Below are 25,245 nucleotides of genomic sequence, written 5' to 3' on the forward strand. Positions count from 1 at the left end.
AGCTCCCGGGCACCGAACCGATCGTCCGGCCACTACGAGTCGCGAAAGTGCGGAGCCGCCCAAGGTCACCCGAGGCGCCGGCAGCCCGGCCTCCGCCCTCGCGATGGCCTTCAAGCTCGTCGAGTCCGCCCCGGTCCGCAGGCGAGCGATCATCACACCCCTACCTCATCGCCCTCCTCCGCGCAGGAGTCCGCTGCGCGCACGGACACCTCGCCGGAGGAACAGAGGCCAGGCCACCGCAACCTGGTCCCCTCCCGCCGACCAGAGCTCTGTGCCATCGCTCCTGCCTTCTCGGCGAGGGTCACCGAGAAGGGAGTTCAGGCCGCGCCGCTCAGACCGTACCCACCTGCTCGAACGTCCACAGCCTGCCGGGGTCGCCGGCGGAGGCGTAGGACTGCTGGATGCCCCGCCCGTCTTCGGCCACATCGAGCACCTTTGAGCTGTGCTTGTTGCTCACTTCGAACGTCATCAGCGCGCCGGCCGAGCCCACCCGGCCGATGCCCCACTGCTGGTTCGCGCCTCCGTGGTAGCGGTACTGGACGACCTTGGCGCCATCCACCGTCGAGCCGGCGGCCACGTCGAGCACGAGGCCGCTGTGCCGTGCCACCAGCTTGTAGGAGAACGGGGCGACGCAGACTGCACGCCACTGCTCGTTGGCCGCTCCGGCATACTCCCACTGGATCACGGGTGCACCGTTGAGCTGCAAGCGGTGGCTGACGTTGAGGGACTCCCCGGATTCCACATTGGTGATCTTGTAGTACGCGTTCTCGTCGGGGCCCCGATAACACATCGGGGCGGGGTCCGCGTGAGCGGTGGCCGGTGACAGGAACGCGCCCCCCGTGAGGCCGACAGACATCAGGGCGAGTAAGCGCACGGAGCGCCGACAGGTGGAGGCGATGGTGCGTATGGTCACGAAATACTCCCTCAGGGACTCAAATCGACTGCGGCCGACCAGGGAATGTTAGCGTTAACAGCAGTCACCTGCCAGAGGCAAGCCGAGTCATGCGGGGCCGGCCACCCCGTTCGGGCGGCGAGTTGCCTTACCGCGAAGCGTTCCAGAGCCTCGGCCACCAGCGCGTGGTCCGCCCGGGGGCGCCCTCAGGGCCGTCACCGTGCCGATGACGCCTCGGCGGCCGGTGCCGGTGAACCGTACGTGGCTCGGCAGCCGTCGGCATGCAACGGCCCATGAGGCGCGTCGGGTCGAGCCGGGATTGCAAGGATGCTCCGCTACCGCTCCAGGCCGTGGCCGACTCCATTTGCGGCGGGCATCGTTGCCTCGACATTGGTCTGTCGGCCGGTGCCTCGAGAGGTACTTGCCGCCGCCGTGGAGGGGAGTGTCCCGACCGGGCCCCACCTCACACGTTTCCGTCAGGGCCGCCCCGCCATGGCGGCGGGCGGTCTGGTCGACCCTGGCGGCTTCCCTGCCCGTGCCGGGGATGCCGCCGCCAACCAAGGGGACCGATGGTGAACCGAGGCATTCTGTGCCGTGATTCCCATCCCGCTCTCTACGTCTACCAACAGCGGCTCGGGCAGCAGATCCTGCAGCAAGAGCTGACGGGTGAACTGACCTTGCCCGGACAGAACGACGGGACGATCCATCCACCGCGTCATACCCGGGTTCGAAGCAGGAAGGGCCGCGGCAGCGGCCGCAGACGCGGCGCGGGTACGCCCGCTGCCCTCGGGACCTCGACTGCCCGGCCCGGACGAGCTGGTGATCACGGGCTCCGGCCGGGCCTGCTTCCAAGGGGTAGCTGCGCGCGGATGCCGGTTCCCGCTTCTGGTGGCGGAAGCCCCATTGGGGTGGCGGCGCGATGGCGGATACGCCGCCGATGCGAGGCGGTTGCCCTCAGCAGTGCAGCGTGAACGAGGCTTCCCCGTGGGATCGGCCGTTGACCTGGAGCTGCACCAGATGGACACCCGGGTGGTAGCGCCGCGTGCTGATCGGCTTGAAGGAGTGTCTGCGGGTCGCGTGCCACGTCTCGCCGGGAGCCAGGGACCGCGTGGTGAGTTTGAAGACCTTGGGGGTGCGGGTCCCGTTGGCTTTCATGTGGTGGATGACGTAGTCGATGACGAGGTGAGCGGTCTGATCGTGCGTGTTGGTCACCGAGTAGTCGAACAGCAGATGGTCGCCGACCCGGATCTCCGAGGCGTGGACGTGCGGGCCCTCGGCAGCGACGGGACTGTCCGGGGAGTGGCCGAGCAGCGTAAGGGCCCCGGCGTGGCCGGACTTGATCAGGGTCCGCAGGCCGTGGCGTACCAACCGGGTCGTCGTCGGTTCCGGGTCGCTCAGCCAGCGCGCCGCGACACCAGCGGCGATGTCGGGGTGGTCACGGCTGATGTCGTTGAGGTGGTTGGCCACTGATCTGCGGACGTACTCGGAGTCATCCCGGTACAGCGCGTCGAGCAGGGGCAGTGCGGGTGTCGGATCCGCGATCAGCTCCGGAAGCTGGGGCGCCCAGGGCAGTCTTGGCCGCGTGCCCTCACTGGCCAGTCGGCGGACGTGGAGGTCGGGATGTGCGGTCCACGGCGTCATGACCCGGAGAGCGTGTTCCAGGTCGGCACGGAGGAAGGGCCGGACGGCGATCTCCGCGGTCAGGCGCGGGGTGAGTTCTGCCAGCAGGGCGAGCGCCGGCTCGAAGGCGACCAGGCCCCGTACGGCGACGGCCTCGGTGACGGGGAAGATCATCCATCCGGTGAAATCGCCGTCCCGCAGTGCGGCGCGCAACACGTTCGCGAAGGCCGGGTAGTCCGCCGGAAGATCAGCCAGGACGGCATTTCTGATCAGGGCGACACGCTCGGTGAAGCTCAGCCCGTCCAGGGCGGCGCCGCACCCCCGGGTCTCATGCGCCGTGATCCCGTCACCGGCTCGCGTAAGGCATCGGGCGAGGTCGGCGACGGTGTCCGCGCCGAGTAGTTCGTCTGCCGAGGGCACGGCGTCATTCTCCTTGATCTCGTGGGCTATGCGGTGTGCAGTACCTGAGCGTGCCGCATCTCGTGCACGGTGCCGATTCGGCTGAAGAAGCCCTGTGCCCGGGGGTCGGTGGGCATTTCCTTGGCCGCGCGCTCGGCGACGGCGGCGGACGACCAGATGATGAAGTCCAGGACGGTGCCGTCGTCGAACTGGGCGAGGTGGGCGCCCTGAAAGCCGTCGCCGTACTGCTCCTTGAGCAGTTCGACGAGCTGCTCTCGGTGGGCGGTGAGGCCGGCGGGGTCGTCGGTGTCGAACCTGACGTACTCGATGGTTGCACTCATGGCATCACCCTTCGTCGACCATATGACTCACGGATTTGGTAGATCAAATCCGTGAGATGAAGTTATCACGGGTTCACTGCCCTGAATCCAGTAGATTGAGGGCATGACCATCCGGGACCTGCAGGAAATGCCGTGGATCGGCGAGGACCCGGTCCTCGACCTGGCCAACACCGTCGTCGTCGGCGCAGGCCCGGGGCGCGGCGACGTCGACTTCCTCGCCGATCGGGAACTCACCAGGCGATGGCGCGCCCGCGCCGCCGACCGCAGATTGGCCGCCCTCCCCTTGGAGGAGCTGGAGCGGCTGCGTGGGTTGGTCCGCGACGCGCTGGACGCGACAGCCGGACAGCGGCCGCTCACCGACAGCCTGCGGACCCGCCTGAACGAACTCGCCTCGTCCGCCCCCGTCGCCTTCCGGATGACCGGCGACGGCCTGCTCGCACAGCAGGAACAGGGTGGCGGCGCCGACGCCGTCGTCGCCCGCGAGACGCTCGTCCTGGCCGCGGGTCCAGACCGTCAGCGGGTGCGGCGCTGCCACGCCCCCAGTTGCGGCATGTTCTTCCTGGCCAGGCGCCGTGACCAGGCATGGTGTTCCCTCGGCTGCGGCAACCGGGCGAGGTCCACCCGGCGCCAGCCACGAGAAACGGGAACCCACGGCTGATGAGACAAGGGAACCCAAAGTCAGGTTGTGACACCTGGCTTGGATTTCCTCGCGACCGCACTCCACGCGGAGACCGACGACCTGCTGAAGGGTTCGGCGCAGCTTGCTCCATGGCGGCCAGGCGGTGGGTATCGCCCCGAAACCCACCGACGCCGAGCTGGTCACGCCCGCGATGATGCAGGCCATGCCCGGCCGCACCTCCGAGGCCCGGCTACAACAGGCGTCTGCGCAAGGCGGCCGAGCTGCTCTGCCGCTGGGCTTGTGGTTCGGAAGGCCGGTGGTCAGCCCGGATGGCACCTCCGCACGGATGCCCAGGCTAGTACGGACGCCCGTTCGCCCGTCAGCCGCCTCCTCTGATGTTCACAAAGCGGCCGACATCCGTCGCACTGCGACCGGCAAGCAACCAAAAGCGCCACCGATGAACGACTGCGAGCGTAGCTACCCCGAGCAGCCATGCCTACGTCTATCCAGATCGCCGCCTGCCAACCCCTTGCAATCCCTCCAGCCCCGGACCGCGAGGACACGACTGAGAGCATGCAGGTCGGGCCTTCACGCGACAGGGAGTTCAGGTGCCGCAACCGCTATGCGATCGACAGCAACGGGTGCTGCAATGGATCGGCCAAGGATGCCCTGACGGCGTCCGGGAGGGAACCGGGCACCGACTACACAAATCCAGTTCGGAATATGTGCGGCCGGAAGCCGGGCCGAATCGTGCCACTCAGGCATTCCGCTCCCGCAGCGATCAGACCACATCCGTCTGCGGTGGCTGACTTACTCCTACCGCCCATGCCTGTCAACGCTCAGACCGATCTCGCCAGTTCGCCGGTCTCATCTTGGTCGCTCCGCTTGCCGACACGCCCCCGAAGGCGTCCAGGCTGGGCTCGTGCTGGGTCAGCACCGACCAGCACGGTTGGGGTTGATAGGGGTGATGACGGGTGACGAGAGCTCAGCACCAGACCAGCACGGGATGCAGGAGGGCCCCGCCAATAGGCGAGGCCCAAGCCCTTGACCTGCATGTTTGCGCTGGGAAGATCATCACGCTAAGAGAAGCGCCTAAAAGGTGTGCAGGAACTTCACTGGCCGCCGCCGCCGTGCATACCGTCTCCCCCTGCTGGATGACCCCGCCGGCCGGACCGCACCGGCCGGACCCTGAACCCCTCTACGCTAACGCCTCCCCGGCATCGTCCCGCCCCCTTCGTCCCCCTCGCCCCCCGCGCTCCCCCCGTCCCCCCGCCGCTAGGGCGCGTACGTCTCCCCGCCCGGGGTGAGGGTGGCGCTCCCGGCGGTGCTGTCGGCCAGCCAGGCCTCGAAGGCGGGCAGGTCGGACTCGGGCAGGGCGATCTCGATCTCCACGGCCGCCCCGTAGCGCACGTCGATCACGGTCCTGCCGGTGGAGCGCAGGTCGTTCTCGGTCTTGCCGGCCCGCTGGTGTTCGACGGTGACGGTGACCAGCCGGTACCGGTGCCGGGTGACGGTGCCGAGCACGTCGAGCGCCTCTCCGACCACCCCGCCGTAGGCGCGGATGAGCCCGCCGGCGCCGAGCTTCACGCCGCCGTAGTAGCGGGTGACGACGGCGGCGGCGTAGCGGATGTCCCGGCGCGTGAGCATCTGCAGCATCGGCACCCCGGCGGTGCCGCCGGGCTCGCCGTCGTCGCTGGCCTTCTGCACGGAGGCGTCGGCGCCGATGACGTAGGCGTAGCAGTTGTGCGAGGCGGTGGGGTGCTCCTTGCGGATCCGGGCGACGAACTCCTGCGCCTCCCGCTCGGTCGCCGCGGGCGCGAGCGCGCACAGGAACCGGGAGCGGTTGATCTCGGACTCGTGCACACCCTCACGGGCCACCGTCACGTACTGGTCTGCCTTCACCCGTCCACCCTACGGGGAATCCGACATGCGTCTTTTCTGTTGATCGGGTTGGCGGTGGCCAGCGGCCAGACGCAGCACCAGCGCGAACATCAGCATCAGCACCAGGAGGCGGCACACGTGTACGGCGATCCGGCAACCATCCGCAAGGTCCTCACCGAGCTCGGCGACACCTGGGCCGTGGTGGGCCTGTCCAACAACCGGGACCGGGCCGCGTACCGCGTGGCCGAGATCCTCCAGCGGTACGGCAAGCGCGTGATCCCCGTGCACCCCAAGGCCGAGACGGTCCACGGCGAGCAGGGCTATCCCTCGCTCGAGTCGATCCCGTTCGAGGTGGACGTGGTGGACGTCTTCGTGAACGGCTCGCTGGCGGGCGCGGTCGCCGACGAGGCCGTCGCGAAGGGGGCGAAGGCCGTCTGGTTCCAGCTGGACGTGATCGACGAGGCCGCCTTCGCCCGCACCCGCGCGGCCGGACTGGACATGATCATGGACCGCTGCCCGGCGATCGAGATCCCCGCCCTCTAGCCCCGGGGGACCTCCACCGGCCCGCCGCCGAGGGATCGCTGGCGCCCTCGTCGTGGAGTCCCTCATCGCCGGCGGCGTCTGCGATCCGCGGGCGGGGCGGGCGGCGCTCGACGCGATAGCGGGCTACCACGACGAGGGCGCCGGGGCCGGGGATCCGGCCCCCGGGGCCCGCGTTCCCGGGGCCGGCGGCCCGGAAGAGGATCCTGCCCTTCGCCGACGAGCTCGTGCGGCTCCTGCACGCGGCCGGGCTGCGGACGGTACTGATCTCGGGGAGCCCCTACGAGATCGTCCGGCGCGCCGCCGCGGAACTGGGCATCGACGAGGCCCACGGCATGCGGGCCGAGTTCCGGCGCGGCCGCTGCACCGGAGCCCTCACCACCACCCCGGCCCTGCCGGGCGGCAAGCGCGCGGCCCTGCGCACCGCGACCAGGGGCGGCCCCGTGCACCGCCGGAGCTCCTTCGCCATCGGGAACTCCCCCTCCGACGCCGAGGTGTTCGAGCAGGTCGGACTGGCCTTGGCCTTCGAACCGGACCCGGTGCTGCGGGGCTGGGCGATGGACCGTGACTGGATCACGGCCGACCGGCGCGACGTACTGGCCGTCTGCCAGGACCTGATCGCGACGCACCCGGTACTGGGCGCGACGAGCCGTGGCGCGGACGCGGGGGCCGCCAGCACGAAGATCGTGTTCAACACGGTCAAGCTCGAGGAGACCTGCCCCTGACCCACCGGCTCCCGCTGCCCGGCGACGGGACGGCAGGCGCCCGCCTCACTCCGGCTCCGACACGTCCGCCAAGGCGCCGAGGGCCCGCAGCTGCTCCGGTGTCACCCCGTCGGGGATCGGGACCGGCGCCGGGGTGCGCAGGGGCGGCTGCCAGCCCGTCTCGGGGTCCCAGCGGCGGACGATCCGCGCGGGCGCCCCCGCCACCACGGCGTGGTCCGGCACCTCGCCCCGTACGACGGCCCCCGCCGCCACCACGACGTTGCGGCCCAGCCGCGCCCCGGGCAGGATCACCGCGCCGGTCCCCAGCCAGCAGCCCGGGCCTATCTCCACCGGGGCGCTGCGCGGCCACTGCTTGCCGACGGGCTCGTGCGGGTCGTCGTAGCTGTGGTTGGTGGAGGTGATGTACACCCCGGGACCGCAGAAGGTGTCGTTGCCGATCGTGATCCGGGTGTCGGCGATGACGTGGCTGTCCCGGCCGATGACCACACCGTTGCCCAGGACCAGCATCGGCTCCGCGCCGAGGTCGAGGTCCGGCATCATCCCGGCGGTGAGCGTGACCTGTTCCCCGATGATGCAGTGGTCCCCGAGCCTGATCCAGGGCTCGCCGAAGACCGTGCCCTGCGGGAACGCGAGCCGGGTTCCGTGCCCGATCGCGCCGAAGCGCAGCCCCCCGGGGGTCTGGGCGGTGACCGCGCCGGCCCGCTGCATCCAGCGCCAGCCCGCGTGGACCGCGCGCCCGGCGAGCCGGCGGCGCAGGCCCGTGAGGGAGGAGAGCGCCATCAGAGGAGAGAGAGAAGAGAACGTGTTCTGGTTCTTCGCCACCGGGTCACCGTAGCGCGCCGGAAGCCCGTGCCGCGCCGTGATCTTCACCCCATCCCCGGGGCCCCGGCGGCGTGGCCTACGGTTCCGTTAGCGCGACGCGACGTACCGGAAGAGGAAGAGATCACATGACGCAGCAGGTGGCCCAGGCACTAGTGATGGGTGTCGGCGGGAAGAACCCCGAGATCGACCCGACGGCGTTCACCGCTCCCACCTCCGTCGTGGTCGGGGACGTGCGGCTCGGCGCGGGCGCGAGCATCTGGTACTCGGCGGTGCTGCGCGCGGACTGCGGTCCCATCACCCTCGGCGCCGACAGCAACGTGCAGGACAACTGCACCGTGCACGTGGACCCCGGGTTCCCGGTCTCCATCGGCGAGCGCGTCTCCATCGGTCACAACGCCGTCGTGCACGGCTGCACGGTCGAGGACGACTGCCTGATCGGGATGGGCGCGACGGTACTCAACGGCGCGGTGATCGGGGCCGGATCGCTGGTGGCCGCCCAGGCGCTGGTCCCGCAGGGCATGATCGTCCCGCCGGGTTCGCTGGTCGCGGGCGTACCGGCGAAGGTGCGGCGCGAGCTGACCGCTGAGGAGCGCGAGGGCATCAAGGTCAACGCCCTCATGTACACCGAACTGGCCAAGCAGCACGGCGCCTCGGTGGCCTCGGGCGCGTAAGGGGCGCTGCCCGGCCTTCGCTCCCCGCCCGGGGTCCGGGCGGGGGGCGTGCCCCTCAGTCGGTGCGTACGGTCGGGCCGGCCGCGGCAGCGGCCTGCTCCGGCACCGGCACCGGAGCAGCCGTGTCCGTGGCCCCGTCCGCGGCGGCATCCGCGCCGGCCTCGGCCCGCGCCTCCGCTGCCGCCTTCTTCATCCGTCCGCGCACCACCACGGTCATGCCGATCCCGCAGACGGCGGCCAGGGCGAGGGCCACCCACGAGAACCCCTTCAGCCACGGCTCGGCGACGATCCCGATCGAGTAGATGACGGCCGTCGTCCCGCCCGCCCACAGGATCCCGCCGAGGACGTTCGCGATGAGGAACCGCCAGTAGGGCATGTGCAGGACGCCCGCCAGCGGACCGGCGAAGATCCGCAGCAGGGCCACGAACCTCCCGAAGAAGACGGCCCACATCCCCCACTTGTCGAAGGACCGCTCCGCCATGGCCACCTGGTCCGGCCCGAAGTGCTTGGGGAAGCGCCGGCCGAGCCGCTCCAGCATCGGCTTCCCGCCCCTGCGGCCGATCGCGTAGCCGATCGAGTCGCCCACGATCGCACCGGTGGTCGCGCAGATGCCCAGCACCACGGGGTCGATGTGTCCCTGCTGCGAGGCCAGCAGCGCCGAGCTGACCAGGACGATCTCCCCCGGCAGCGGGATGCCGAGGCTTTCCAGTCCGATGACGAGCCCCACCAGGAGGTAGATGCTGACTGCCGGAATCGTCTCCAGCCATTCCTGGATGTGCACCGGTACGTCCTCCCGAGATTCTCCGCCCGGCCCGCCCCCTGTGGCGGACCGAACGGGCAGCCTATCCGGTCGCCACCACAGCCTTTGCCCGCAGCGGCAGTTCGCGCGAGGAACGCCCCGCGAAGACTTCGCGGCGGCCCGTCCCCACCACCCACGCGTCCCGCTCCGGATCCCAGGAGGACAGGGTGCGCGCGTCGATGTCCAGGACGATCCGCCGCGCCTCGCCGGGGTCGAGGCTCAGGCGCCGGTACCCGGCCAGCGCCCGGACCGGCTGGTCCAGTTTCAGGTCCGGGGACGGGCCCACGTAGACCTGGGCCACCTCGGTGCCCGTGCGCCGGCCGGTGTTGCGCACGGTGAACTCCACGCGCAGCCCGCCGTGCTTCGCGTGCGCGCCTCCCCGCCGGACCGCCAGCTTCTCGTACGCCCAGGTGGTGTACGAGAGCCCGTGCCCGAAGGCGAACAGCGGAGCCACCCGCTGCTGGTCGTACCAGCGGTGGCCGACGTGCACGCCCTCGGTGTACTCCTGCCGCCCGCCGACCCCCGGATAGCGCACCGGGTCCGCGCCGACCGGGCTCGCCCGCTCGTCGGCCGGGAAGGTCTGGGTGAGGCGGCCGCCCGGGTCCGCGTCGCCGAAGAGCACGTCGGCGGTGGCGGCCGCGCCCTCCTGACCCGGGTAGTACATCTGGAGGACCGCTCCGGTACGCGGCAGCCACGGCATGGCCGTGCCGGAGGAGGTGTTGAGCACCACCGTGGTGCGGGGGTTGGCGGCGGCGACCGCCTCGATCAGCGCCGCCTGGCCGCCGGGGAGCGCCAGCGAGGTGCGGTCGCTGCCCTCGGTGGCGTCCTCGTAGGCGAACAGCACCACGCTGCGGGCCGCCTTCGCCGCCTTGACGGCCTCGGCGAGGTCGGCGGCCCGGGTCGCCTTCGTGGTGTGCCGCAGCCGCAGCCGCTGCCCCTTCGGCCCGCCCTCGGCGAACACGGCGAGGCGGTGTTCGCCGGCCTTGAGCGCGAGGGTGCGGCGGCGCACGGAGCGGCCGTCGGGCGCGGCGCCCAGCAGTCCACCGGCGAACTGCTCGGCCACGCCCTGCCGTACGGGGAACAGTTCCTCCCCGTCGAGCCGGACGGCCGGCCGTTTCCCGGTGTAGTGGACGAGCAGGGTCCACTCGTCGTCGGCGGCCAGCCGGAACGTCCCCTCGTAGCCCCAGGTGCGCCCGGGGGCCACCGCCCGGTCCTCGAGGCCCGCGCCGGGCGTCAGCAGCGCCACCGGCAGCGGGCGCCCGTAGAGGTCCTCGCCGAGCGCGTAGGTCACCGTGGAGCCGCTCCCGGCCCGCCGCCGGATCTCGTCGAGGGGGGCCGCGGCCGCGTCCGGCACCACGTGGGCACTGCCGCCGCCGCCGACGAAGGGCGTCCGCCCGGTGGGGCCGATCACCGCGACGGAGCGGGCGGCGGGGCCGGTCAGCGGCAGGGTCGCCCGCTCGTTGCGCAGCAGGACCGCTCCGGCGGTGGCGATCTGCCGTGCCGTACGGGCCCCGGCGGCCGCGTCCCGGGCGGGCCGGGCGGCGGGGTGGGCGGCGAGGAGCCCGAAGCGGTCCATCGTGCTCAGGATCCGGCGTACGGCGAGGTCGACGGTGTCCTCGTGGACGGAGCCGCCGCGCACCGCCTCGCGCAGCGGGGCGCCGTAGTGGGTGCCCGCGGGCATCTCCATGTCGAGGCCGGCGCCGATCGAGGCGACGGTGCTGTGGGTGGCGTTCCAGTCCGACATCACCCAGCCGTCGAACCCCCAGCGTCCGCGGAGCAGTCCGTCGAGGAGCGGCTTGTTCTCGCAGGCGTAGACCCCGTTGACCTTGTTGTAGGCGCCCATCACGGCGCCGGCCCCGGCGGCCACGGCGGCTTCGAAGCCCCGTAGCTCCGTCTCGTGGAGGGTCCGTTCGGCGGCGATCACGTCGACGGTGTCGCGGCCCTTCTCCTGGTTGTTGAGCGCGAAGTGCTTGACGGTGGCGATGAGGCCCTCGTCCTGGATGCCGCGGACGACCTCGGCGACCAGGTCGGCCGTCAGCTTCGGGTCCTCCGAGAACGTCTCGAAGTTCCGTCCGGCGTACGGGGTGCGGATGAGGTTGGCCATCGGCGAGAGGAGCACGTCGACGCCGAGCGCGCGGCCCTCGCGGCCGATGACGCGCCCGTAGGCGCGGGCGAGCGCCGGGTCGAAGGCCGAGGCGAGCAGGACCGGCGCGGGCAGCGCGGTGGCGGGCCTGGCGACGCGGACCCCCGCCGGACCGTCGGCGAGGCGCAGCGCCGGGATGCCCAGGCGTGCGATGCCCGGCACGTAGCCGGCCTGGCCGAGCGGGGCCGGGTCCGGGCCGCCGTGCAGCAGGACGGTCTTCTCCTCCAGGGTGAGCCGCTCCAGCAGGGCGTCGATCCGGGCGGCGCTGCCGGCCGCGGGAGCGGCGGCGGGGGATCCCGCGGAGCCGGAGGCCTTACGGGGCTGCGTGCCGGGCGGCGGCGCCGGTACGCAGCCGGCCGCGCCGAGGGCGGCGCCCATCGCCCCGAGGAAGCGGATCGCACGGCGTCTGGACACGGCCTCGCTCATGGGCGCTCCCTGCGGCGTGGGCATCGGCGTCAGGTGGCGGGAGCGGCCCGCGCCGGACCGCTCCCGCCCCCACTGTGCGCCGCCCCCCGCGCGGGCCCGCTTCAGGCGCGCCACCGCGAACCGGATGTTCAGCCCTGCGGCGGCTGCCGCCCGAGGCCTACGGACCCGACGCCCAACCCAGCGGCAGCTGCCGCCCGAGGCCCACGGACCCGACGCTCAACCCTGCGGCGGCGACGGCCGGAGGCCCACGGACCGAAGCCCAACCCTGCGGCGACTACCGCCCGAGGCCCACGGACCCGACGCTCAGCCCTGCGGCGGCGACGGCCGGAGGCCCACGGAACCGAACCCCAACCCTGCGGCGGCTGCCGCGCGAGGCCGCAGGGCGCCGAAGCTCAGCCCTGGGGCGACTGGCCCCCGAGGTCGGCCTCGCGCCGGGGCTCGTCCTGGAGCTGGACCCGCGCCTCGGTGCGGTGGCCGCGCTCGATGTAGTCCCGTACGACGGCCTCGACCGCGTCCTGCGGCGACCCGATCCCGGCGAGGACCATCACCTCCACCACGAGCTCGGCGTCGAGGCTGATGCTGATCTTGGCTCGGCCCGGCACGGGACCCCCTCCATCCGTCGTCGGATCAGGGACTCTAGCGGGCTCACGCGCGGGGCGCAGCGCCCGGACCACGGTCCTTCACCTCCGTGCGTGGACGGGGTCCTCGGGACCAGGCCGCACGTGCGGCAGTGCCCCGAGGCTGAAGACGCCAACGCCGACGCCGCCGACGCAACGCGCGGTAAGCCGTGGGCCGTCTTACGGTTTCCTCCGCCCCCGGCCGGAGCGTGCGGACGAGGTCCGGAGCATCCGCTCCTCCTTCGTGGAACCCACCCGGCGAGAGCCCGGCACCCTGCGAGGCCGAGACGCGAAGGGACACGTGAAGGGCTCCGGTCGGCTCACTCCGACGTGGGCCCGGTGGGCTCCTTCGGAGCCGTCAGGCGGGTGTGCCGGCGCGGGTCACGAGTCGGCCGAGGAGTCTGGCCGCGGTGTCGTCGGTGGTGCGGACGACGGTGTAAGTGACGTCCGTGTCCGGCATGGCCGTGCCGATGTGGTGGCCGCAGCAGGAGGTGACGTTGCCGTGTTCGTCGGCGACCAGGAACGCGGGCGCGGTCGGGCAGGGTTCGGGGGTCTTGGGGGTGGTGCGGCCGCATATCGCGGTCATGGAGGCTCCTCGGGGTTGATCGTCGCGCCGTCCTGGATCTTACGAGGCGGCGCGGACCAGGCCCCCGGACGATGGCGGGCGCCCCGATCTCCCGTGGACCACCGCCCAGACCGCGAAGTGCGCGAGGTGGAGGAGCGGCCGGCCGGCCGACCCACCTGGACCCGAAGGCCGGCGCCGTCACCCCGAAGGCGCCGCGGATGTGCCGCGGATGTGCCGTGCACATGTCCGCGACACGCTCCGCCGCAGGTCAGAGGCTACGAGTTGGGCCGCAGGGTCCACAGGACCGTCATCTCGCCCGTCACGGCCTCGTCCTCGCGCTGGATCGCGATGGTGACGGGGAACTCCGGGCGGCCGCCCGCGTCGAGTTCGGCGACGACCTCGGCGACCGGGCGGCCGAGGGTGGCGGTGGCCGTCACGACGCCCTTGGCGAGCTTCTTGTAGCCGATCTCCGCGCTCACCGCGAGGGGCACCGCGCGCGAGAGCTGGTCGCCGAAGGCGGCCAGGACGATCGCGCCGCTCGCGGACTCGGCGAGGGTGAACATGGCGCCGGCGTGCGGGCCGCCGAGGTGGTTGTGGAAGTCCGGCTGGTCCGGGAGCCGGACGACGGCACGCTCGGGGGTGGTCTCCAGGAACTGGAGGTTCAGGGTCTTGGCCATCGGCACGGTCGCGGCGAGCAGTTCGCCCACGTTCATCTGTTCAGCGCTCATGGCACGCGATGTTACCCACGAGTAGTAGGCCTTGGCCATACCCGCCCGGGGGCGGCCGTGGATCCCCGACCGCACTCCCACTATCGTTACCGGCCATGTGGCCAGGACAGCAGCAGCCGCCCGGGGGAGAACCCAACCCCCAGGACGCGCATCAGAACCCGTACCAGCAGCAGCCGGGAACGCCGAACCCGTACCAGCAGCAGCCGCCCCCGGCGGCGTACGGGGAGCAGCCTCAGCCCGGCTACGGGTACCCGCAGCAGCCCCCCGCTCCCCAGGGGTGGGGCCAGCAGCCCCCGACCGTCCCCGTACCCCAGTGGGGCGGCACCCCGCCGCCCCCGCCCCCGCGCGGAGGGAGCCCGTTCGCGACCAGGACCGTGGCCATCGTCGCGGCCTCGGCCGTCGTCGTGGCGGCCGCCGCCACCGGGGCGTTCGTCCTGACCCGGGACGACAAGGGCTCCGACCAGGCGGACGGCAAGCCGAGCACCTCCCCCTCCGCCCCGGCCTCCTCCCCCGCGTCCGCGTCCGCGAGCCCGAGCGGCAACCCGCGCGGCGGCGCCGAGGTCAAGCCGGTGATCCCCGGCTGGAAGGTCGTCCTCAACCCGAAGCGCGGCACCGCCTTCGACGTCCCGCCGGACTGGGACGTCCAGTCCTCGGGCCTGTCCATCGGTTTCGGGGACGAGGCCAAGAACGACGGCACGGCCCTCGTCATGATGGGGGCGCCCGCCATCCTCAAGGAGGAGTGGTGCCTGGTCGACGCCGACAAGGACGGCAAGGAGGATTCGACCTCCCTGGCCGCCACCGGCACCAAGGGCGGCATGGGCGCGAAGAGCACCGCCGAGGCCGCGTACAACGAGGCGGGCAACTGGGCCTTCGCCGCGTACGCGCAGAAGGCGCCGAAGGGCACCACCAAGGTCGCCCAGGCCAAGGAGTACACGACCTCGTCCGGGCTCAAGGGGCACATGGCGACCGCGACCGTCAGCGGCCTGCCCAAGGAGAACAAGTGCTCCTCGGACGGCAAGTCCGTCGCCTTCAGCTTCACGACCGCCAACGGTGACCTCTCCACCTGGGTCCTCTACGGCGCCGCGGGCGTCCCGGGCGAAGTGAGCAAGGAGACTTACGAGAAGATCCTGAGCAGCATCCGCCTCAACGCGGGCTGACCTCCGCCCACGGGCCGGAAATCCGTTTGGATTCCCGGCCCGGGACGGGGATAGTCCGGAGGTGCGCTCTCTCCCCTCCCTCTCGCCCCGTCCCTCCGGCCGCAAGCCCGAGTGGGCCGGCCGCAACTACACCCTGCTGACGGGTGCCGCGGTCATCACGAACCTCGGGAGCCACGGAGCGCTCATCGCGACCACCTGGGCGGTCGTGGAGTCGGGCGGCTCCCCCGGTGACGTCGGCCTGGTGGCCGCCGCCCGCACGCTGCCGCTCGTCCTCTTCCTCCTCATCGGCGGAGCCGTCGCCGACCGGATCCCCCGCCACCACGTCATGGTCGCGGCGAACGCCCTCAACTGCCTCTCGCAGGCCGTCTTCGCCTTCCTCGTCCTGACCGGCGAACCGAAGCTGTGGCAGATGATGCTGCTCACGGCGCTGTGCGGCACCGGTACGGCCTTCTTCAACCCGGCCGCCGAGGGCATGCTCATGGCCACCGTCTCCGGCCCCCAGGCCAACCGCGCCTTCGCCTTCTTCCGGATGGCGATGAACGGCGCCGGCGTCGGCGGAGCGGCCCTCGGCGGAGCCATGGTCGCCTTCATGGGCCCCGGTTGGGTGCTCGCCGTGGACGCGGCCGCCTTCGCCGTCGCCGGAGCCCTACGGGCCTTCCTCGACGTCGGAGACCTCGCCGAACGCGCTCCCGGCGGCGGCCTGCTGACCGATCTGCGCGAGGGCTGGGTGGAGTTCAAGAGCCGTCCCTGGCTGTGGAGCATCGTGCTCCAGTTCTCGGTCGTCGTGGCCGTCGTCGGCGCCGCCGAAGCGGTCTACGGGCCTTTGGTCGCCCTGGAACGACTGGGCGGGGCGGCTCCGTGGGGCGTGGCCCTGGCCTTCTTCGGCCTCGGCACCATCGGCGGGGCCGTCCTGATGATGACCTGGAAACCGCGCCGCCTGCTGCTGGCCGGCACCCTGTGCGTGTTCCCGCTGGCGCTCCCCGCGGCGGGGCTGGCGGTGCCGCTTCCGGTGTGGGGGCTGTGCGCGGTGATGTTCGTGAGCGGCGCGGCCATCGAGGTGTTCGGCGTGAACTGGATGACGACGATGCACCAGGAGATCCCCGAGGAGATGTTCTCCCGGGTCTCCGCCTACGACTGGTTCGGCTCGCTCTCCATGCTCCCGCTGGCCACCGCGCTGGCCGGCCCGGTCGAATCAGCGGTCGGCCGCACCTCGGCCCTCTGGGGCTGCGCGGGCCTGGTGATCGTCGTGACGGCAGCCGTCCTCCTGGTCCCGGACGTACGCCGCATGACCCGCAAACCCCCCGCCCCCATCGGCCCCGACCTCAGCAAGCCCAGCCCGGCCGACTCCAGCCCCGCCCAGCCCAGCCCCGCCGGCGTTTGAGACGCGGGGGTCCGGGGGCCGGGCGCAGGGCGGCTTGGGGGTTTCGCCCCGCTCAGCGGCGAAGGGCGATGCGGGGGTTTCGCCCCGCGCAGCGGCGAAGGGCGATGCGGGGGTTTCGCCCCGCGCAGCGGCGAAGGGCGATGCGGGGGTTTCGCCCCGCGCAGCGGCGAAGGGCGATGCGGGAACTTCGCCCCGCGGAGCGGTGCGGCCCTCAGCCGAGGCTGAACGCCCCCTCCGGCGGCTCGGGCGAAGCCACCGCATCGGTGTCGGACACCGGCACGGCCCCCCGCATCAGACGTGCGAGAGCCGCCCCCGCCTCCACCCGCGCGGGAAACGCGTCCCCCGCGCACACCCGCGTCAGCTCCGCCACCGGCAGCTCCCGCCGCGAAGCCAGCAGCACCGCGTTCCCGAACCGCCGTCCCCGCAGCACCCCCGGCTCCGCGATCAGCGCCAACTCCCCGAAGACCGCCCCGAAGTTCGCGAGCTGCCCCCGCAGGAAGCCGAACGGCGCCCCGTCCGCGAGGTTCGCCACGTACACCCCGCCGGGCCTCAGTACCCGCGCGACCTCCCGCGCGTACTCCACCGAGGCCAGCGAGGCGGGCACCCGGGATCCCCCGAACACATCGCCCACCACCACGTCCGCGCTCGCGTCCGGCGCCGCGGCCAGCCAGGCCCGCGCGTCGGCGACGTGCACCGTGATCCCGCTCCCGGCGGCCACCGGCAGGAACTCCCCGACCAGCGCGACGAGCCCGGCGTCGAACTCGACCACGTCCTGCCGCGACCCCGGCCGGCCCGCCGCCGCGTACCGCGGCAGGGTCAGCGCGCCGCCGCCCAGGTGCAGCAGGTCCAGCGCGGCCCCCGGCTCGCCCACGCAGTCCAGGACGTGCGCGAGGCGCCGTACGTACTCGAACTCCAGGTGCTCCGGGTCGTCGAGATCCACGTAGGACTGCGGCGCCCCGTCCACGGTGAGCAGCCAGGCCCGCTCCCGGTCGATGTCCGGCATCAGTTTGGCGGTGCCCTGGGCCACGTCCCGGATCACCGGGATCTGTTCGTCACTCACCGGACCATTGTCAGGCCCCCGGAGCCGCCCACACCTCGCGCGCCTGCTCCACGTGCTCCGCAGCCTGCTCCAGCCCCGCCCGGGCGGCGGGATCGCGGCGCGCGGGGTCCAGTACGTTGCGTCCGAAGACCTTGCGGGCCTGCGGCGACGGGGTGATCAGCAGCACCTTCGCCCCGGCCTCCCTCAGCCGGGCGGCCTGCGAGGCGGGCGAGGGGATCAGCCCGGCGCCCGTGGCCATCGGCGCGAGGATCACCACGCGCCCGTAGCCGGAGGCGAGGTCGGCGTTGGTCGCGGAGCGGATCCCGCCGTCGACGAACCGCCGGCCCGCGACGGTCACGGGCGGCCACACCCCGGGTACGGCGCAGCTGGCCGAGACGGCGTCGACCAGCCCGGCCTCGCTCCCGCGCTCGAAGGCGGCCAGTTCGCCGGTCAGCGCGTCCACCGCCGTGACGACGAGGCGCCGCTCGGGCCAGTCGTGCGAGACCAGCCGGGCTTCCAGCACCTTGCGGCGCACGCCCTCCGGCTCCGTGTCGGCGGCGAGCGCGAAGGCGCCGATCCGGCGCCGGTAGGACTTCGCGTCGCGGGAGCGCACCATCGCGACGGCGTACCGCCCGATCAGGGAGGCCCCCAGCTTCGCGGGGAGCTCCCCGCCGGGGTCGCCGAGCTGGCGCTCGTACAGCGCCTGCGGGGTGAGCAGTCCGGAGGTGAGCTGCGCGCCGACGACCGAGCCGGCCGAGGTCCCGACGACGAGGTCGGCGCCGGTCAGGTCGACGCCCGCGCGGGCGAGCCCGTAGAGCATCCCGGCCTCCCAGCCGACGCCGGTCAGCCCGCCGCCGCCGAGCACCAGAGCCGTGTCCTTGCCTTGCAAGCCGCCGCTACCCATGTGCCGCTCCCTCCCCGCATGCCTGTGGTGACGGCAGTCTGGCGCAAGCCGGCCACCGCCACCACAGCGGGTACCGCACGGGCGCGGGCACGTACGTGTCCACGGCGTCGAGTACGTCTAGGCCCTGTCGTGGTCGACGTGACCCATGGGGCCGATGTTCTTCAGTGCCTCGCGCACCGAGAGCGGGGACAGCGAGTTCCGCTCGGCGGTGACGAAGGCGCGTACGGCGCCGGGGTCCGTCTTGGCGTACTCGCGCAGGCACCAGCCGATGGCCTTGCGGATGAAGAAGTCGGGGTGGCCCGCCTGGCGCCGGCAGTACGCGAAGAGCCGGTCCGTGTCGGTCGTGGCCTCGTACCGGAGCTGGTGGAGCAGGGCGGTGCGCGCCACCCACAGGTTCTCGTCCCCGATCCACCCGTCCATGACGGCGGGGAGCGCCGGGTCGGCCGCCACGAGCGGGCCGACGGTGTGCGCGGCGAGCAGGTCGACGGTGTCCCACCAGGAGTCGGTCACGATCAGGTGCCGGACCACGGGCAGGAAGCCGGAGGAGCAGCGCGGGACGTGCCGGCGCAGGTAGTCGACGGCGAAGTACCGGTATTCACGCTCCGGAAGCTCCCAGCAGCGCAGGGCGAGGGCCGCGCAGTCCGCTTCGGACGGTTTCGGCGTGTTCTTGGTCACGGCTCGGGACAGCTCGCGGCGCAGCGGGGTGGGGATCCCGAGGAAGGGCGAGACGTCCTTCATGTACGCGGTCATGGGCCCGGCCCGCTCCACGTCGGCGGCGGCGCCGTAGGACTCCGTGAGCCGCGCCACCAGCAGCTCGGCCAGGTCGCTGCGCGGGCCCCCGGCTTCGGTCTGAGGCCGCCGGTCGTTCGACTGCATGAGGCCCAGATTACGGCGCTCGGACAGGGGGGTCGGTTAGTCTCCCGGAATGTCCCTCCTCCTCGCGCCGTGGACACGGCTCTCGCTGCTCGTCGTGCTGCTCCTCGCGGCCGGCGTCTGCGTCGTGCTGTACGAGCCCCAGCGCCTGCTCTCGGAGGGCTGGCCCCCGGGGCTCCCGGTGGGCACCGCCGTCCTGCTCTTCGCCGCGGCGTACGGGGTGTGCACGGCCGCCCTGGTGCCGCGCCCCCTGCTGAACCTGGCCGCCGGAGCCCTCTTCGGCTCCCAGTTCGGCCTGGTCGCCGCGGTCGGCGGCTCGGTGATCGGCGCGGGGATCGCCTTCGGCCTCGGCCGGATGATGGGCCGTGACGCCCTGCGTCCGCTGATCCGCGGCCGCTGGCTGCAGGCGGCCGACGACCAGCTGGCCCGGCACGGCTTCCGCTCGATGCTCGCGGTCCGGATCTTCCCCGGTCTGCCCTTCGCGATGGCCAACTACGCCGCCGCGCTGTCCCGCTGCGGCTGGCTCCCCTTCCTCCTCGCCACCGCGATCGGCGTGGTCCCCAACACCGCCGCGTACGTGATCGCGGGGGCCAGCGCCTCCTCCCCGACCTCTCCCGCGTTCCTCGCCTCGTTCGGCTTCATCGCCCTCTCCGCGGTCGGGGCGGCGGTCGTCGCCTGGCGCAAGCGGCACCGGCTGGCGCCCGTACGCAGGACCGAGCGGCCCGTGCCGGCGCGGGAACTGACGGCTGTACACCCCCCTGTGGTCACGGCTGCACCGCACGGGCCCTAGCATCGGACCCGAACTGCCCGACGATCACAAGGACGAGCGCACCCCGACATGAACTGGATCGAATCCCTCATCCTCGGTCTCGTCCAAGGACTTACGGAATTCCTCCCGATCTCCTCCAGCGCCCACCTGCGGCTGACCGCGGCGTTCGCCGGCTGGCACGATCCGGGAGCGGCCTTCACCGCCATCACGCAGATCGGCACCGAGGTCGCCGTACTGATCTACTTCCGCAAGGACATCGCGAAGATCATCTCCACCTGGTTCCGCTCGCTGTACACCAAGGCGCTGCGCTCCGAGCAGGAAGCCAAGATGGGCTGGCTGGTGATCGTCGGCTCGATTCCGATCGGCGTCCTCGGCCTCGCCTTCAAGGACCAGATCGAGGGCCCGTTCCGCGATCTGCGGCTGATCGCCACCACCCTCATCGTGATGGGCCTCGTGCTCGGCTTCGCCGACCGGCTGGCGGCGCGCGACGAGGAGGGCGGCCGGCACCGGGTCGTCCGCGAGCGCAAGACCCTGAAGGAACTGGGCGTCAAGGACGGCCTCATCTTCGGTCTCTGCCAGGCGATGGCCCTGATCCCGGGTGTGTCCCGGTCCGGTGCCACGCTCTCCGGCGGTCTGCTGCTGGGCTTCACCCGCGAGGCCGCGGCCCGTTACTCCTTCCTCCTCGCCATCCCGGCCGTGCTGGCCTCCGGCCTGTTCGAGATCAAGGACGTGATGGAGAACCCGGGGCACATCGAATGGCCTCAGACGATCTTCGCCACGGTCGTCGCCTTCCTCGTCGGCTACGCGGTGATCGCGTGGTTCATGAAGTTCATCTCCAGCAAGAGCTTCATGCCGTTCGTGATCTACCGGGTGCTGCTCGGCATCCTGCTGTTCGTCCTGATCGGCATGGGCGTCCTCAGCCCCCACGCCGGCGAGTCGGCCGGCTGATCCAGGGCCGTACAGGTAGCGCTATCGAGCATTTCCTAGCGCCTGATTGCAGCACAACGCCATGATCATCTCCCACTTGTCTCCCACTCATCTCCCACTGGGGAGCCGGGATACACCCCACTAGGACGCGTGCGTCCGCAAAGTAGGGGATGACGCGGAAAGGCCCGCACGGCCGTGCGGGCCCTTCTGCGTGGCGGCCGGCCCGGGTCAGTCGAGGCTGAGGCGCGCCAGCAGGCCCTGGACACGGCCGGCGAGCGCCTTCTCGGGGTCCGGGCTGATGGTGGCAAGTGCCACTGCGGCCGTCACGATCACGGCGCTCAGCTCCTTCTCGACGAGCCGCCAGCGCGGGCGGTGAGGAAGTCGAGGGTGTAGCGGTCGGGGTTGCCGCAGTCGGCCAGGCCCATGAGCTTGCCGGAGCTGGTCCAGTTGCCGAGTCCGAGGTGTTCGGCGACGCTCACCGCCGCAGTTCGATCAGCCCGAGTCCAGCTGCCTTGGTGCTATGCGGTGGCGTAGGGGTTGATGATGCGGTGCGGTCGGCGGGAGGTCGCCATGACGTTCTGCGGGAAGCGGGGGCCGGCCACGTAGTGGCGTCCCTTCGTCTGCCCGATCGCGGTGAGCACGTCGGCCTTCGTGAGGGCCTGCAGGTCCCGGGTTGCCTGCTGGGTGTTGATCGCTTCCTGCCGCTCGTAGCGCGAGCGGCGCACCCGGCCCACCATCGCGACCTCGTGGAGGGCAGTCACTTGCCGCTCGCTGATCCCGTTGGCGTCGGCGTGCTCCATCAGCTCGATCCAGACCTGGTTCGAGCGGTCGACGCGATGCTGCACCCGCTGAGCCTGCTCGTGGTAGGCGCGCAGGTTGAACTTGATCCAGGGCAGCGTGTCGCGTTCGGGCGAGTACACCGGCCCGCCGACCTCCCGGAGCACCTTGTAGTACTCCCAGGTGTTGCCGGGCATCCCGAGCCACTCCTCAATCGAGGAGAACTCCGGTGCGAGAACGCCGCCGCGGGCAATCAGCAGGGTCTGCAGGGAACGGGACATACGGCCGTTCCCGTCGGACCACGGATGGATCTTCACCAGGTTCAGGTGCGCCATCGCCGCCCGGATCAGGACGTGAGCTTCGATGTCGCCGTCATTGAGCCAGTCCACCAGCTCGGCCGTCAGGCCGGGCACGAGCTCCTGGTCGGGTCCGTCGTAGTCGGTGGCGAGCTCGTCACCGGGCGCGGTGATCCGGATCGAGGTCTTGCGCCACTGCCCGGCGGTGCGCAGCGGGTGGTGGTGGCCCTGGAGCATCCAGTGCAGCGCGTTGAGTAGTTCCTTGCTGTACCGGAAGTCGGCGACGTCGTGGAGTGACTGGATGTAGGTCATCGCCTGCTGGTAGGCGAGGGTCTCCGCCTTGTTCTCCTCGCTGGCGTCGACCTCACGCTCCCCGTCCATCAGGTCGGCGACATCCTTCACGTCAACCTGATAGCCCTCGATCGTGTTCGACGCCGCGATCGCGCTCGCGGTCAGCGCCTTACGCAGATCCTGAGTCCACTTCATCGGCGCCTGCTGCACCGCGTCACGCAGGCGCTCGCGCAGGCCGTCCACCTCGTGCAGAACCTTGAGGTCTGCGGCGTCGAGCACGGGAGTCTTATACAGCATGACTCAATGATACCAGCTACCTATCATTCTGGTAGGAGTCGAGAGCGCTGACCACGCCAACCTGCAGAGACGCAGGCAGGTCCGCCTGCCACACAAGCCACCGACCACCGCTACCAGGACTGCAGACCTTCGGACAGCTTCTTGGACCATGTCGCCCGGTGTGTCCGCCGCCGACGGCGCACCGGTCGAGGGCCACGTCGTAGGACAGGCCGTGCTCGCGCCGGGGCCTTGGTGACCAGACGCTCGCGCAGGATGTGTGTTTTCCTGGACCCCGCCCGCGAGTGGGATCCGGTACGCGGGGGCATGCGGGCGTAATGGATCGCGTACGGAGAATCCCGCAACAGGCGTCCGCCCAGTCTCCGGCGATCTTGACCACGCTCGCGGCCAGTGCGATCCGCAACCCCAACGGCTCCCCGCAGTACCTGATTCTGGCGGTCCCGCACCCCTCGGGCGGCCCACCCCACCTGTTGGGAGCACGTCTTCCCGCGCCCGCCGCGGACGCGTTGCGGCACATGGCCCATGAGCAGGGACCCGCGCTGAACATCGATGCCTCCCGCATCCGCTCCGACCTACTGATCGAATGGTGCCCCGTGTCTGATGAACGGCCCGCCGTAACCACACGCCGCGACGGCAGGAGCCCGATCGGGGGCACGCCGTGCGCAGCATGCGTCCACACCGCCTCACCTCGCTCGTCGACCGTCTGTACAAGAGCAGGGAGACGATCGCCAAGCTGGGCGCCACCATGGACATCCGGATCTCTGATGCCTACCACGATGCCCGAGTGGAGGAACTGCGTCTGACGGCTGACTTCCTGCAGCGCAAGGAAGAGGAGAAGCAGGCCCAGCGCGAGGCCCGCGCCCGCGAGCGTGAAGAGGCAACCGCTCAGCGGGAACTGGATCGTGAGCGGGAGAAGCTGCACAAGGAGATGAGCCACTACCAGAGCGCGCTGGACAGGCTGCGGGCCCAAGGCGATCACGCGGCCGCAGCCGAGATGGCGGCGAAACTCGCGGAGATCGAGGGGGCTCTGGACGACGTGGAGGCCCGAGCGGCCAACATCCGCACCGGCTACGTATACGTCATCTCCAACGTCGGCGCCTTCGGCGACAACATGGTCAAGATCGGAATGACGCGGCGCCTCGAACCGCTGGAACGCATCTATGAGCTGAGCGGCGCCGCTGTGCCCTTCCGATTCGATGTCCACGCACTGATCTTCAGCAAGGACGCAGTCGGCCTCGAAACGCGTCTTCACCAAGAGTTCGCGTCACGCCGGGTCAATCGGGTCAACAGCCGCAAGGAGTTCTTCCGCGTCACACCGGCAGAGGTCAAAGCCGTCCTCGAACGGAGCGCCGGTGAGCACCTCGTCGAGTTCAACGAAGTGGCCGAGGCGATCGAATGGCGCAGCAGCACGACGAAAGGCAGCGGAGCGCCGTAAAGCCACGCACAGGTGACGTGGGCCGGCGGGCACGGGGCAACTACGTGGTCGGAGCCGGCACTGACCTTGCCGGCGCACTCCAAACCTGGGGGGGGGTCTCAGCGGGCCCGCCCCTGGCCCGAACGGGGCGGCGCGGGGCGGGCGGGGCGGGCGGGGCGGGCGCGGGTGGCCAGATCGAAGGCCAGCAGGCCGTCAACCGGTCCCACGCGAAGATCCGGGCCCTGGTCGAGCAGGCCGTCGCCACCCTCAAGTCCTGGCGGCTTCTCCGCAAGCTCCGCTGCTCGACCACCCGCATCACGAGCCTTGTTCAGGCTGTCCTCACCCTGCATCTGGCCAGCTCAGGCTGAAGATGAAAAAGGCTCACGGCGCTCTTCGCCACCCATGACCACGAGTACCTGTTTCCGGCCATCGGCGGCGGGCTGCCGGCCAACGCAAACTTCAGCTACTCCTACTGGCAGCCGGTCTCGCGCGGTCGACCGGCCTCCGGGGAATTCGAGAGGGTTCGCCTGGGTCAGCCCCAGCTGGTCACCTCTCGCCGTCCCCTTCCGGAGGTCCCTGCGACCGCCTACGCAGGGAAGCGGCTGTACCTGCTTCGCCACGGCGGCAAGGAGTGGCTGGACGAAGATCGGCACAGTCGCATAGCCGTGGAGACCCACATGGGCCACGAGGTCGCCGACGTGGAAGGTCTCTACTCGCACGTTCCCCTGACCATGGAGCAGGAGATCGCCGCTGCGCTTCGTGGCTGGCGAGGGAGAGCATTGGAAAGTGCCATATCCCACTGCTCTCCCATTCAACCTTGTGAGTGGTGGAAACAGCAGGTCAGAGCCGCTCAGAACCTCTACTTGAACTGGTTCATTAAGTTCATCTCCAGCAAGAGCTTCATGCCGTTCGTGATCTACCGGGTGCTGCTCGGCATCCTGCTGTTCGTCCTGATCGGTATGGGCGTCCTCAGCCCCCACGCCGGCGAGTCGGCCGGCTAGTACGGCGCCCGCTCACCGCTTCGCGTGAATCGGAGGCCGCCCGGGAACGTTCCCGGGCGGCCTCCGCGTCGTTGTGGAGGGAGAGACCTGAAGACGAACAGCAGGGGGTGTCCCATGGGTCGAGTGGTGCTGGAGCGGTTTCCGGCCGGAAGTCCGAGGGGGAGTTGGCCGGCCGAGGAGTACGCGGCGCAGCGGATGCGCGAGGGCGTGCCGGCGGAGGTGGTGATGGATCTGGCCAGCGACGCCTACCTCGTGGTGGTCCGTCCCCGGGAGGCACGTTCCGGTCACTGATCCGCCGCCGGAAGATCCGGAGCGCGCACGCCCCTTGGCCTCC

General features: G+C 71.4%; 25 protein-coding genes and 2 pseudogenes. 12 read left to right on the forward strand and 15 right to left on the reverse strand.

Annotation, left to right across the window (positions count from 1 at the left end; all coding sequences use genetic code 11):
- Nucleotides 1–331 precede the first annotated feature (331 nt).
- The 3 genes from ACIQV3_RS09310 to ACIQV3_RS09320 all read right to left on the reverse strand — a co-directional run bounded on the left by ACIQV3_RS09310 (nucleotide 332) and on the right by ACIQV3_RS09320 (nucleotide 3,252).
- Nucleotides 332–913 (reverse strand): RICIN domain-containing protein, encoded by a 582-nt coding sequence (locus ACIQV3_RS09310; protein ID WP_403711323.1) that lies wholly within the window; start codon nucleotides 911–913, stop codon nucleotides 332–334.
- 933 nt (nucleotides 914–1,846) lie between these two features.
- Entirely contained in the window at nucleotides 1,847–2,932 is a 1,086-nt protein-coding gene (locus ACIQV3_RS09315; protein ID WP_403711325.1) for a DNA alkylation repair protein, read from the reverse strand.
- A gap of 26 nt (nucleotides 2,933–2,958) precedes the next feature.
- Entirely contained in the window at nucleotides 2,959–3,252 is a 294-nt protein-coding gene (locus ACIQV3_RS09320) for a hypothetical protein (protein WP_403711327.1), read from the reverse strand.
- 103 nt (nucleotides 3,253–3,355) lie between these two features.
- On the opposite strand from ACIQV3_RS09320, the gene ACIQV3_RS09325 reads away from it, so the two are divergent.
- A complete protein-coding gene (locus ACIQV3_RS09325; protein WP_403711329.1) occupies nucleotides 3,356–3,910 on the forward strand; it encodes an ABATE domain-containing protein in 555 nt (184 codons plus the stop codon).
- Between the two features lie 1,236 nt (nucleotides 3,911–5,146).
- On the opposite strand, the gene ACIQV3_RS09330 is transcribed toward ACIQV3_RS09325, so the two are convergent.
- Nucleotides 5,147–5,773: a YigZ family protein gene (locus ACIQV3_RS09330; RefSeq protein ID WP_403711331.1), complete on the reverse strand. Its 627-nt coding sequence runs from the start codon at nucleotides 5,771–5,773 to the stop codon at nucleotides 5,147–5,149.
- A 117-nt stretch (nucleotides 5,774–5,890) separates the two neighbouring features.
- Here ACIQV3_RS09330 and ACIQV3_RS09335 point away from each other — a divergent pair, with 117 nt between their 5' ends.
- Nucleotides 5,891–6,295, forward strand: a complete 405-nt coding sequence (locus ACIQV3_RS09335) for a CoA-binding protein (protein ID WP_403711333.1) — start codon at nucleotides 5,891–5,893, stop codon at nucleotides 6,293–6,295.
- Between the two features lie 203 nt (nucleotides 6,296–6,498).
- Nucleotides 6,499–7,017: an HAD family hydrolase gene (locus ACIQV3_RS09340; protein WP_403711638.1), complete on the forward strand. Its 519-nt coding sequence runs from the start codon at nucleotides 6,499–6,501 to the stop codon at nucleotides 7,015–7,017.
- Between the two features lie 45 nt (nucleotides 7,018–7,062).
- On the opposite strand, the gene ACIQV3_RS09345 is transcribed toward ACIQV3_RS09340, so the two are convergent.
- Entirely contained in the window at nucleotides 7,063–7,839 is a 777-nt protein-coding gene (locus ACIQV3_RS09345) for an acyltransferase (RefSeq protein ID WP_403711335.1), read from the reverse strand.
- A 125-nt stretch (nucleotides 7,840–7,964) separates the two neighbouring features.
- Here ACIQV3_RS09345 and ACIQV3_RS09350 point away from each other — a divergent pair, with 125 nt between their 5' ends.
- Nucleotides 7,965–8,510, forward strand: a complete 546-nt coding sequence (locus ACIQV3_RS09350; protein ID WP_403711337.1) for a gamma carbonic anhydrase family protein — start codon at nucleotides 7,965–7,967, stop codon at nucleotides 8,508–8,510.
- A 55-nt stretch (nucleotides 8,511–8,565) separates the two neighbouring features.
- Here ACIQV3_RS09350 and ACIQV3_RS09355 read toward each other — a convergent pair whose 3' ends face one another.
- From ACIQV3_RS09355 to ACIQV3_RS09375, 5 genes are all read right to left on the reverse strand, one after another.
- Nucleotides 8,566–9,291, reverse strand: a complete 726-nt coding sequence (locus tag ACIQV3_RS09355; protein WP_403711339.1) for a DedA family protein — start codon at nucleotides 9,289–9,291, stop codon at nucleotides 8,566–8,568.
- Nucleotides 9,292–9,352: 61 nt separating this feature from the next.
- Nucleotides 9,353–11,878 carry a beta-glucosidase gene (locus tag ACIQV3_RS09360; protein ID WP_403711341.1) on the reverse strand — a complete coding sequence of 842 codons (2,526 nt, stop codon included), beginning with the start codon at nucleotides 11,876–11,878 and terminating at the stop codon, nucleotides 9,353–9,355.
- A gap of 392 nt (nucleotides 11,879–12,270) precedes the next feature.
- The gene (locus tag ACIQV3_RS09365) at nucleotides 12,271–12,423 is read right to left on the reverse strand and encodes a DUF2191 domain-containing protein (RefSeq protein WP_403711640.1); all 153 of its coding nucleotides are present in this window, start codon (nucleotides 12,421–12,423) and stop codon (nucleotides 12,271–12,273) included.
- Between the two features lie 430 nt (nucleotides 12,424–12,853).
- The gene (locus ACIQV3_RS09370) at nucleotides 12,854–13,081 is read right to left on the reverse strand and encodes a hypothetical protein (protein ID WP_403711343.1); all 228 of its coding nucleotides are present in this window, start codon (nucleotides 13,079–13,081) and stop codon (nucleotides 12,854–12,856) included.
- A gap of 254 nt (nucleotides 13,082–13,335) precedes the next feature.
- The gene (locus ACIQV3_RS09375; protein WP_403711345.1) at nucleotides 13,336–13,788 is read right to left on the reverse strand and encodes a DUF4442 domain-containing protein; all 453 of its coding nucleotides are present in this window, start codon (nucleotides 13,786–13,788) and stop codon (nucleotides 13,336–13,338) included.
- 95 nt (nucleotides 13,789–13,883) lie between these two features.
- Here ACIQV3_RS09375 and ACIQV3_RS09380 point away from each other — a divergent pair, with 95 nt between their 5' ends.
- Complete coding sequence (locus tag ACIQV3_RS09380; RefSeq protein ID WP_403711347.1) at nucleotides 13,884–14,945, forward strand: hypothetical protein; 1,062 nt, start codon at nucleotides 13,884–13,886, stop codon at nucleotides 14,943–14,945.
- A gap of 61 nt (nucleotides 14,946–15,006) precedes the next feature.
- A complete protein-coding gene (locus ACIQV3_RS09385; RefSeq protein ID WP_403711349.1) occupies nucleotides 15,007–16,326 on the forward strand; it encodes an MFS transporter in 1,320 nt (439 codons plus the stop codon).
- A 211-nt stretch (nucleotides 16,327–16,537) separates the two neighbouring features.
- Here the strand turns inward: ACIQV3_RS09385 and ACIQV3_RS09390 are convergent, their stop codons facing one another.
- From ACIQV3_RS09390 to ACIQV3_RS09400, 3 genes are all read right to left on the reverse strand, one after another.
- Complete coding sequence (locus ACIQV3_RS09390; RefSeq protein WP_403711642.1) at nucleotides 16,538–17,329, reverse strand: spermidine synthase; 792 nt, start codon at nucleotides 17,327–17,329, stop codon at nucleotides 16,538–16,540.
- 67 nt (nucleotides 17,330–17,396) lie between these two features.
- Nucleotides 17,397–18,269, reverse strand: coding sequence for a patatin-like phospholipase family protein (locus ACIQV3_RS09395; RefSeq protein ID WP_403711351.1), 873 nt, complete (start codon nucleotides 18,267–18,269; stop codon nucleotides 17,397–17,399).
- Nucleotides 18,270–18,386: 117 nt separating this feature from the next.
- Complete coding sequence (locus ACIQV3_RS09400; protein ID WP_403711353.1) at nucleotides 18,387–19,145, reverse strand: DNA alkylation repair protein; 759 nt, start codon at nucleotides 19,143–19,145, stop codon at nucleotides 18,387–18,389.
- 49 nt (nucleotides 19,146–19,194) lie between these two features.
- On the opposite strand from ACIQV3_RS09400, the gene ACIQV3_RS09405 reads away from it, so the two are divergent.
- Nucleotides 19,195–19,932 carry a TVP38/TMEM64 family protein gene (locus ACIQV3_RS09405; RefSeq protein WP_403711355.1) on the forward strand — a complete coding sequence of 246 codons (738 nt, stop codon included), beginning with the start codon at nucleotides 19,195–19,197 and terminating at the stop codon, nucleotides 19,930–19,932.
- A 48-nt stretch (nucleotides 19,933–19,980) separates the two neighbouring features.
- Nucleotides 19,981–20,859 (forward strand): undecaprenyl-diphosphate phosphatase, encoded by an 879-nt coding sequence (locus ACIQV3_RS09410; RefSeq protein WP_403711357.1) that lies wholly within the window; start codon nucleotides 19,981–19,983, stop codon nucleotides 20,857–20,859.
- Between the two features lie 317 nt (nucleotides 20,860–21,176).
- On the opposite strand, the gene ACIQV3_RS09415 is transcribed toward ACIQV3_RS09410, so the two are convergent.
- A complete protein-coding gene (locus ACIQV3_RS09415) occupies nucleotides 21,177–21,317 on the reverse strand; it encodes a hypothetical protein (protein WP_356653499.1) in 141 nt (46 codons plus the stop codon).
- A gap of 39 nt (nucleotides 21,318–21,356) precedes the next feature.
- On the reverse strand, nucleotides 21,357–22,499 hold the full coding sequence (locus ACIQV3_RS09420) for a Fic family protein (RefSeq protein ID WP_403711359.1): 1,143 nt from the start codon (nucleotides 22,497–22,499) through the stop codon (nucleotides 21,357–21,359).
- A 664-nt stretch (nucleotides 22,500–23,163) separates the two neighbouring features.
- Between ACIQV3_RS09420 and ACIQV3_RS09425 the strand changes: the two genes are divergently transcribed.
- The 4 genes and pseudogenes from ACIQV3_RS09425 to ACIQV3_RS09440 all read left to right on the forward strand — a co-directional run bounded on the left by ACIQV3_RS09425 (nucleotide 23,164) and on the right by ACIQV3_RS09440 (nucleotide 25,202).
- A complete protein-coding gene (locus ACIQV3_RS09425) occupies nucleotides 23,164–23,931 on the forward strand; it encodes a DUF4041 domain-containing protein (RefSeq protein WP_403711644.1) in 768 nt (255 codons plus the stop codon).
- A 116-nt stretch (nucleotides 23,932–24,047) separates the two neighbouring features.
- Nucleotides 24,048–24,278: pseudogene (locus ACIQV3_RS09430) on the forward strand (transposase family protein); the annotation flags it as partial.
- Nucleotides 24,279–24,779: 501 nt separating this feature from the next.
- Nucleotides 24,780–24,911, forward strand: a pseudogene (locus ACIQV3_RS09435) (undecaprenyl-diphosphatase); the annotation flags it as partial.
- A gap of 114 nt (nucleotides 24,912–25,025) precedes the next feature.
- Nucleotides 25,026–25,202 (forward strand): hypothetical protein, encoded by a 177-nt coding sequence (locus ACIQV3_RS09440; RefSeq protein WP_243339660.1) that lies wholly within the window; start codon nucleotides 25,026–25,028, stop codon nucleotides 25,200–25,202.
- Nucleotides 25,203–25,245 lie beyond the last annotated feature (43 nt).

It is taken from the genome of Streptomyces sp. NPDC099050, from assembly GCF_044759865.1.
Taxonomy (GTDB): domain Bacteria; phylum Actinomycetota; class Actinomycetes; order Streptomycetales; family Streptomycetaceae; genus Streptomyces.

Excerpts from the sequence above, each read along its gene's own strand:
- ACIQV3_RS09320 (WP_403711327.1), bottom strand. The coding sequence starts at position 3,252 with ATGAGTGCAACCATCGAGTACGTCAGGTTCGACACCGACGACCCCGCC.
- ACIQV3_RS09325 (WP_403711329.1), top strand. The coding sequence starts at position 3,356 with ATGACCATCCGGGACCTGCAGGAAATGCCGTGGATCGGCGAGGACCCG.
- ACIQV3_RS09350 (WP_403711337.1), top strand. The coding sequence starts at position 7,965 with ATGACGCAGCAGGTGGCCCAGGCACTAGTGATGGGTGTCGGCGGGAAG.
- ACIQV3_RS09360 (WP_403711341.1), bottom strand. The coding sequence starts at position 11,878 with ATGAGCGAGGCCGTGTCCAGACGCCGTGCGATCCGCTTCCTCGGGGCG.
- ACIQV3_RS09365 (WP_403711640.1), bottom strand. The coding sequence starts at position 12,423 with ATGGTCCTCGCCGGGATCGGGTCGCCGCAGGACGCGGTCGAGGCCGTC.
- ACIQV3_RS09370 (WP_403711343.1), bottom strand. The coding sequence starts at position 13,081 with ATGACCGCGATATGCGGCCGCACCACCCCCAAGACCCCCGAACCCTGC.
- ACIQV3_RS09375 (WP_403711345.1), bottom strand. The coding sequence starts at position 13,788 with ATGAGCGCTGAACAGATGAACGTGGGCGAACTGCTCGCCGCGACCGTG.
- ACIQV3_RS09380 (WP_403711347.1), top strand. The coding sequence starts at position 13,884 with ATGTGGCCAGGACAGCAGCAGCCGCCCGGGGGAGAACCCAACCCCCAG.
- ACIQV3_RS09390 (WP_403711642.1), bottom strand. The coding sequence starts at position 17,329 with ATGCCGGACATCGACCGGGAGCGGGCCTGGCTGCTCACCGTGGACGGG.
- ACIQV3_RS09395 (WP_403711351.1), bottom strand. The coding sequence starts at position 18,269 with ATGGGTAGCGGCGGCTTGCAAGGCAAGGACACGGCTCTGGTGCTCGGC.
- ACIQV3_RS09400 (WP_403711353.1), bottom strand. The coding sequence starts at position 19,145 with ATGCAGTCGAACGACCGGCGGCCTCAGACCGAAGCCGGGGGCCCGCGC.
- ACIQV3_RS09405 (WP_403711355.1), top strand. The coding sequence starts at position 19,195 with ATGTCCCTCCTCCTCGCGCCGTGGACACGGCTCTCGCTGCTCGTCGTG.
- ACIQV3_RS09410 (WP_403711357.1), top strand. The coding sequence starts at position 19,981 with ATGAACTGGATCGAATCCCTCATCCTCGGTCTCGTCCAAGGACTTACG.
- ACIQV3_RS09420 (WP_403711359.1), bottom strand. The coding sequence starts at position 22,499 with ATGCTGTATAAGACTCCCGTGCTCGACGCCGCAGACCTCAAGGTTCTG.
- ACIQV3_RS09425 (WP_403711644.1), top strand. The coding sequence starts at position 23,164 with ATGCGTCCACACCGCCTCACCTCGCTCGTCGACCGTCTGTACAAGAGC.
- ACIQV3_RS09440 (WP_243339660.1), top strand. The coding sequence starts at position 25,026 with ATGGGTCGAGTGGTGCTGGAGCGGTTTCCGGCCGGAAGTCCGAGGGGG.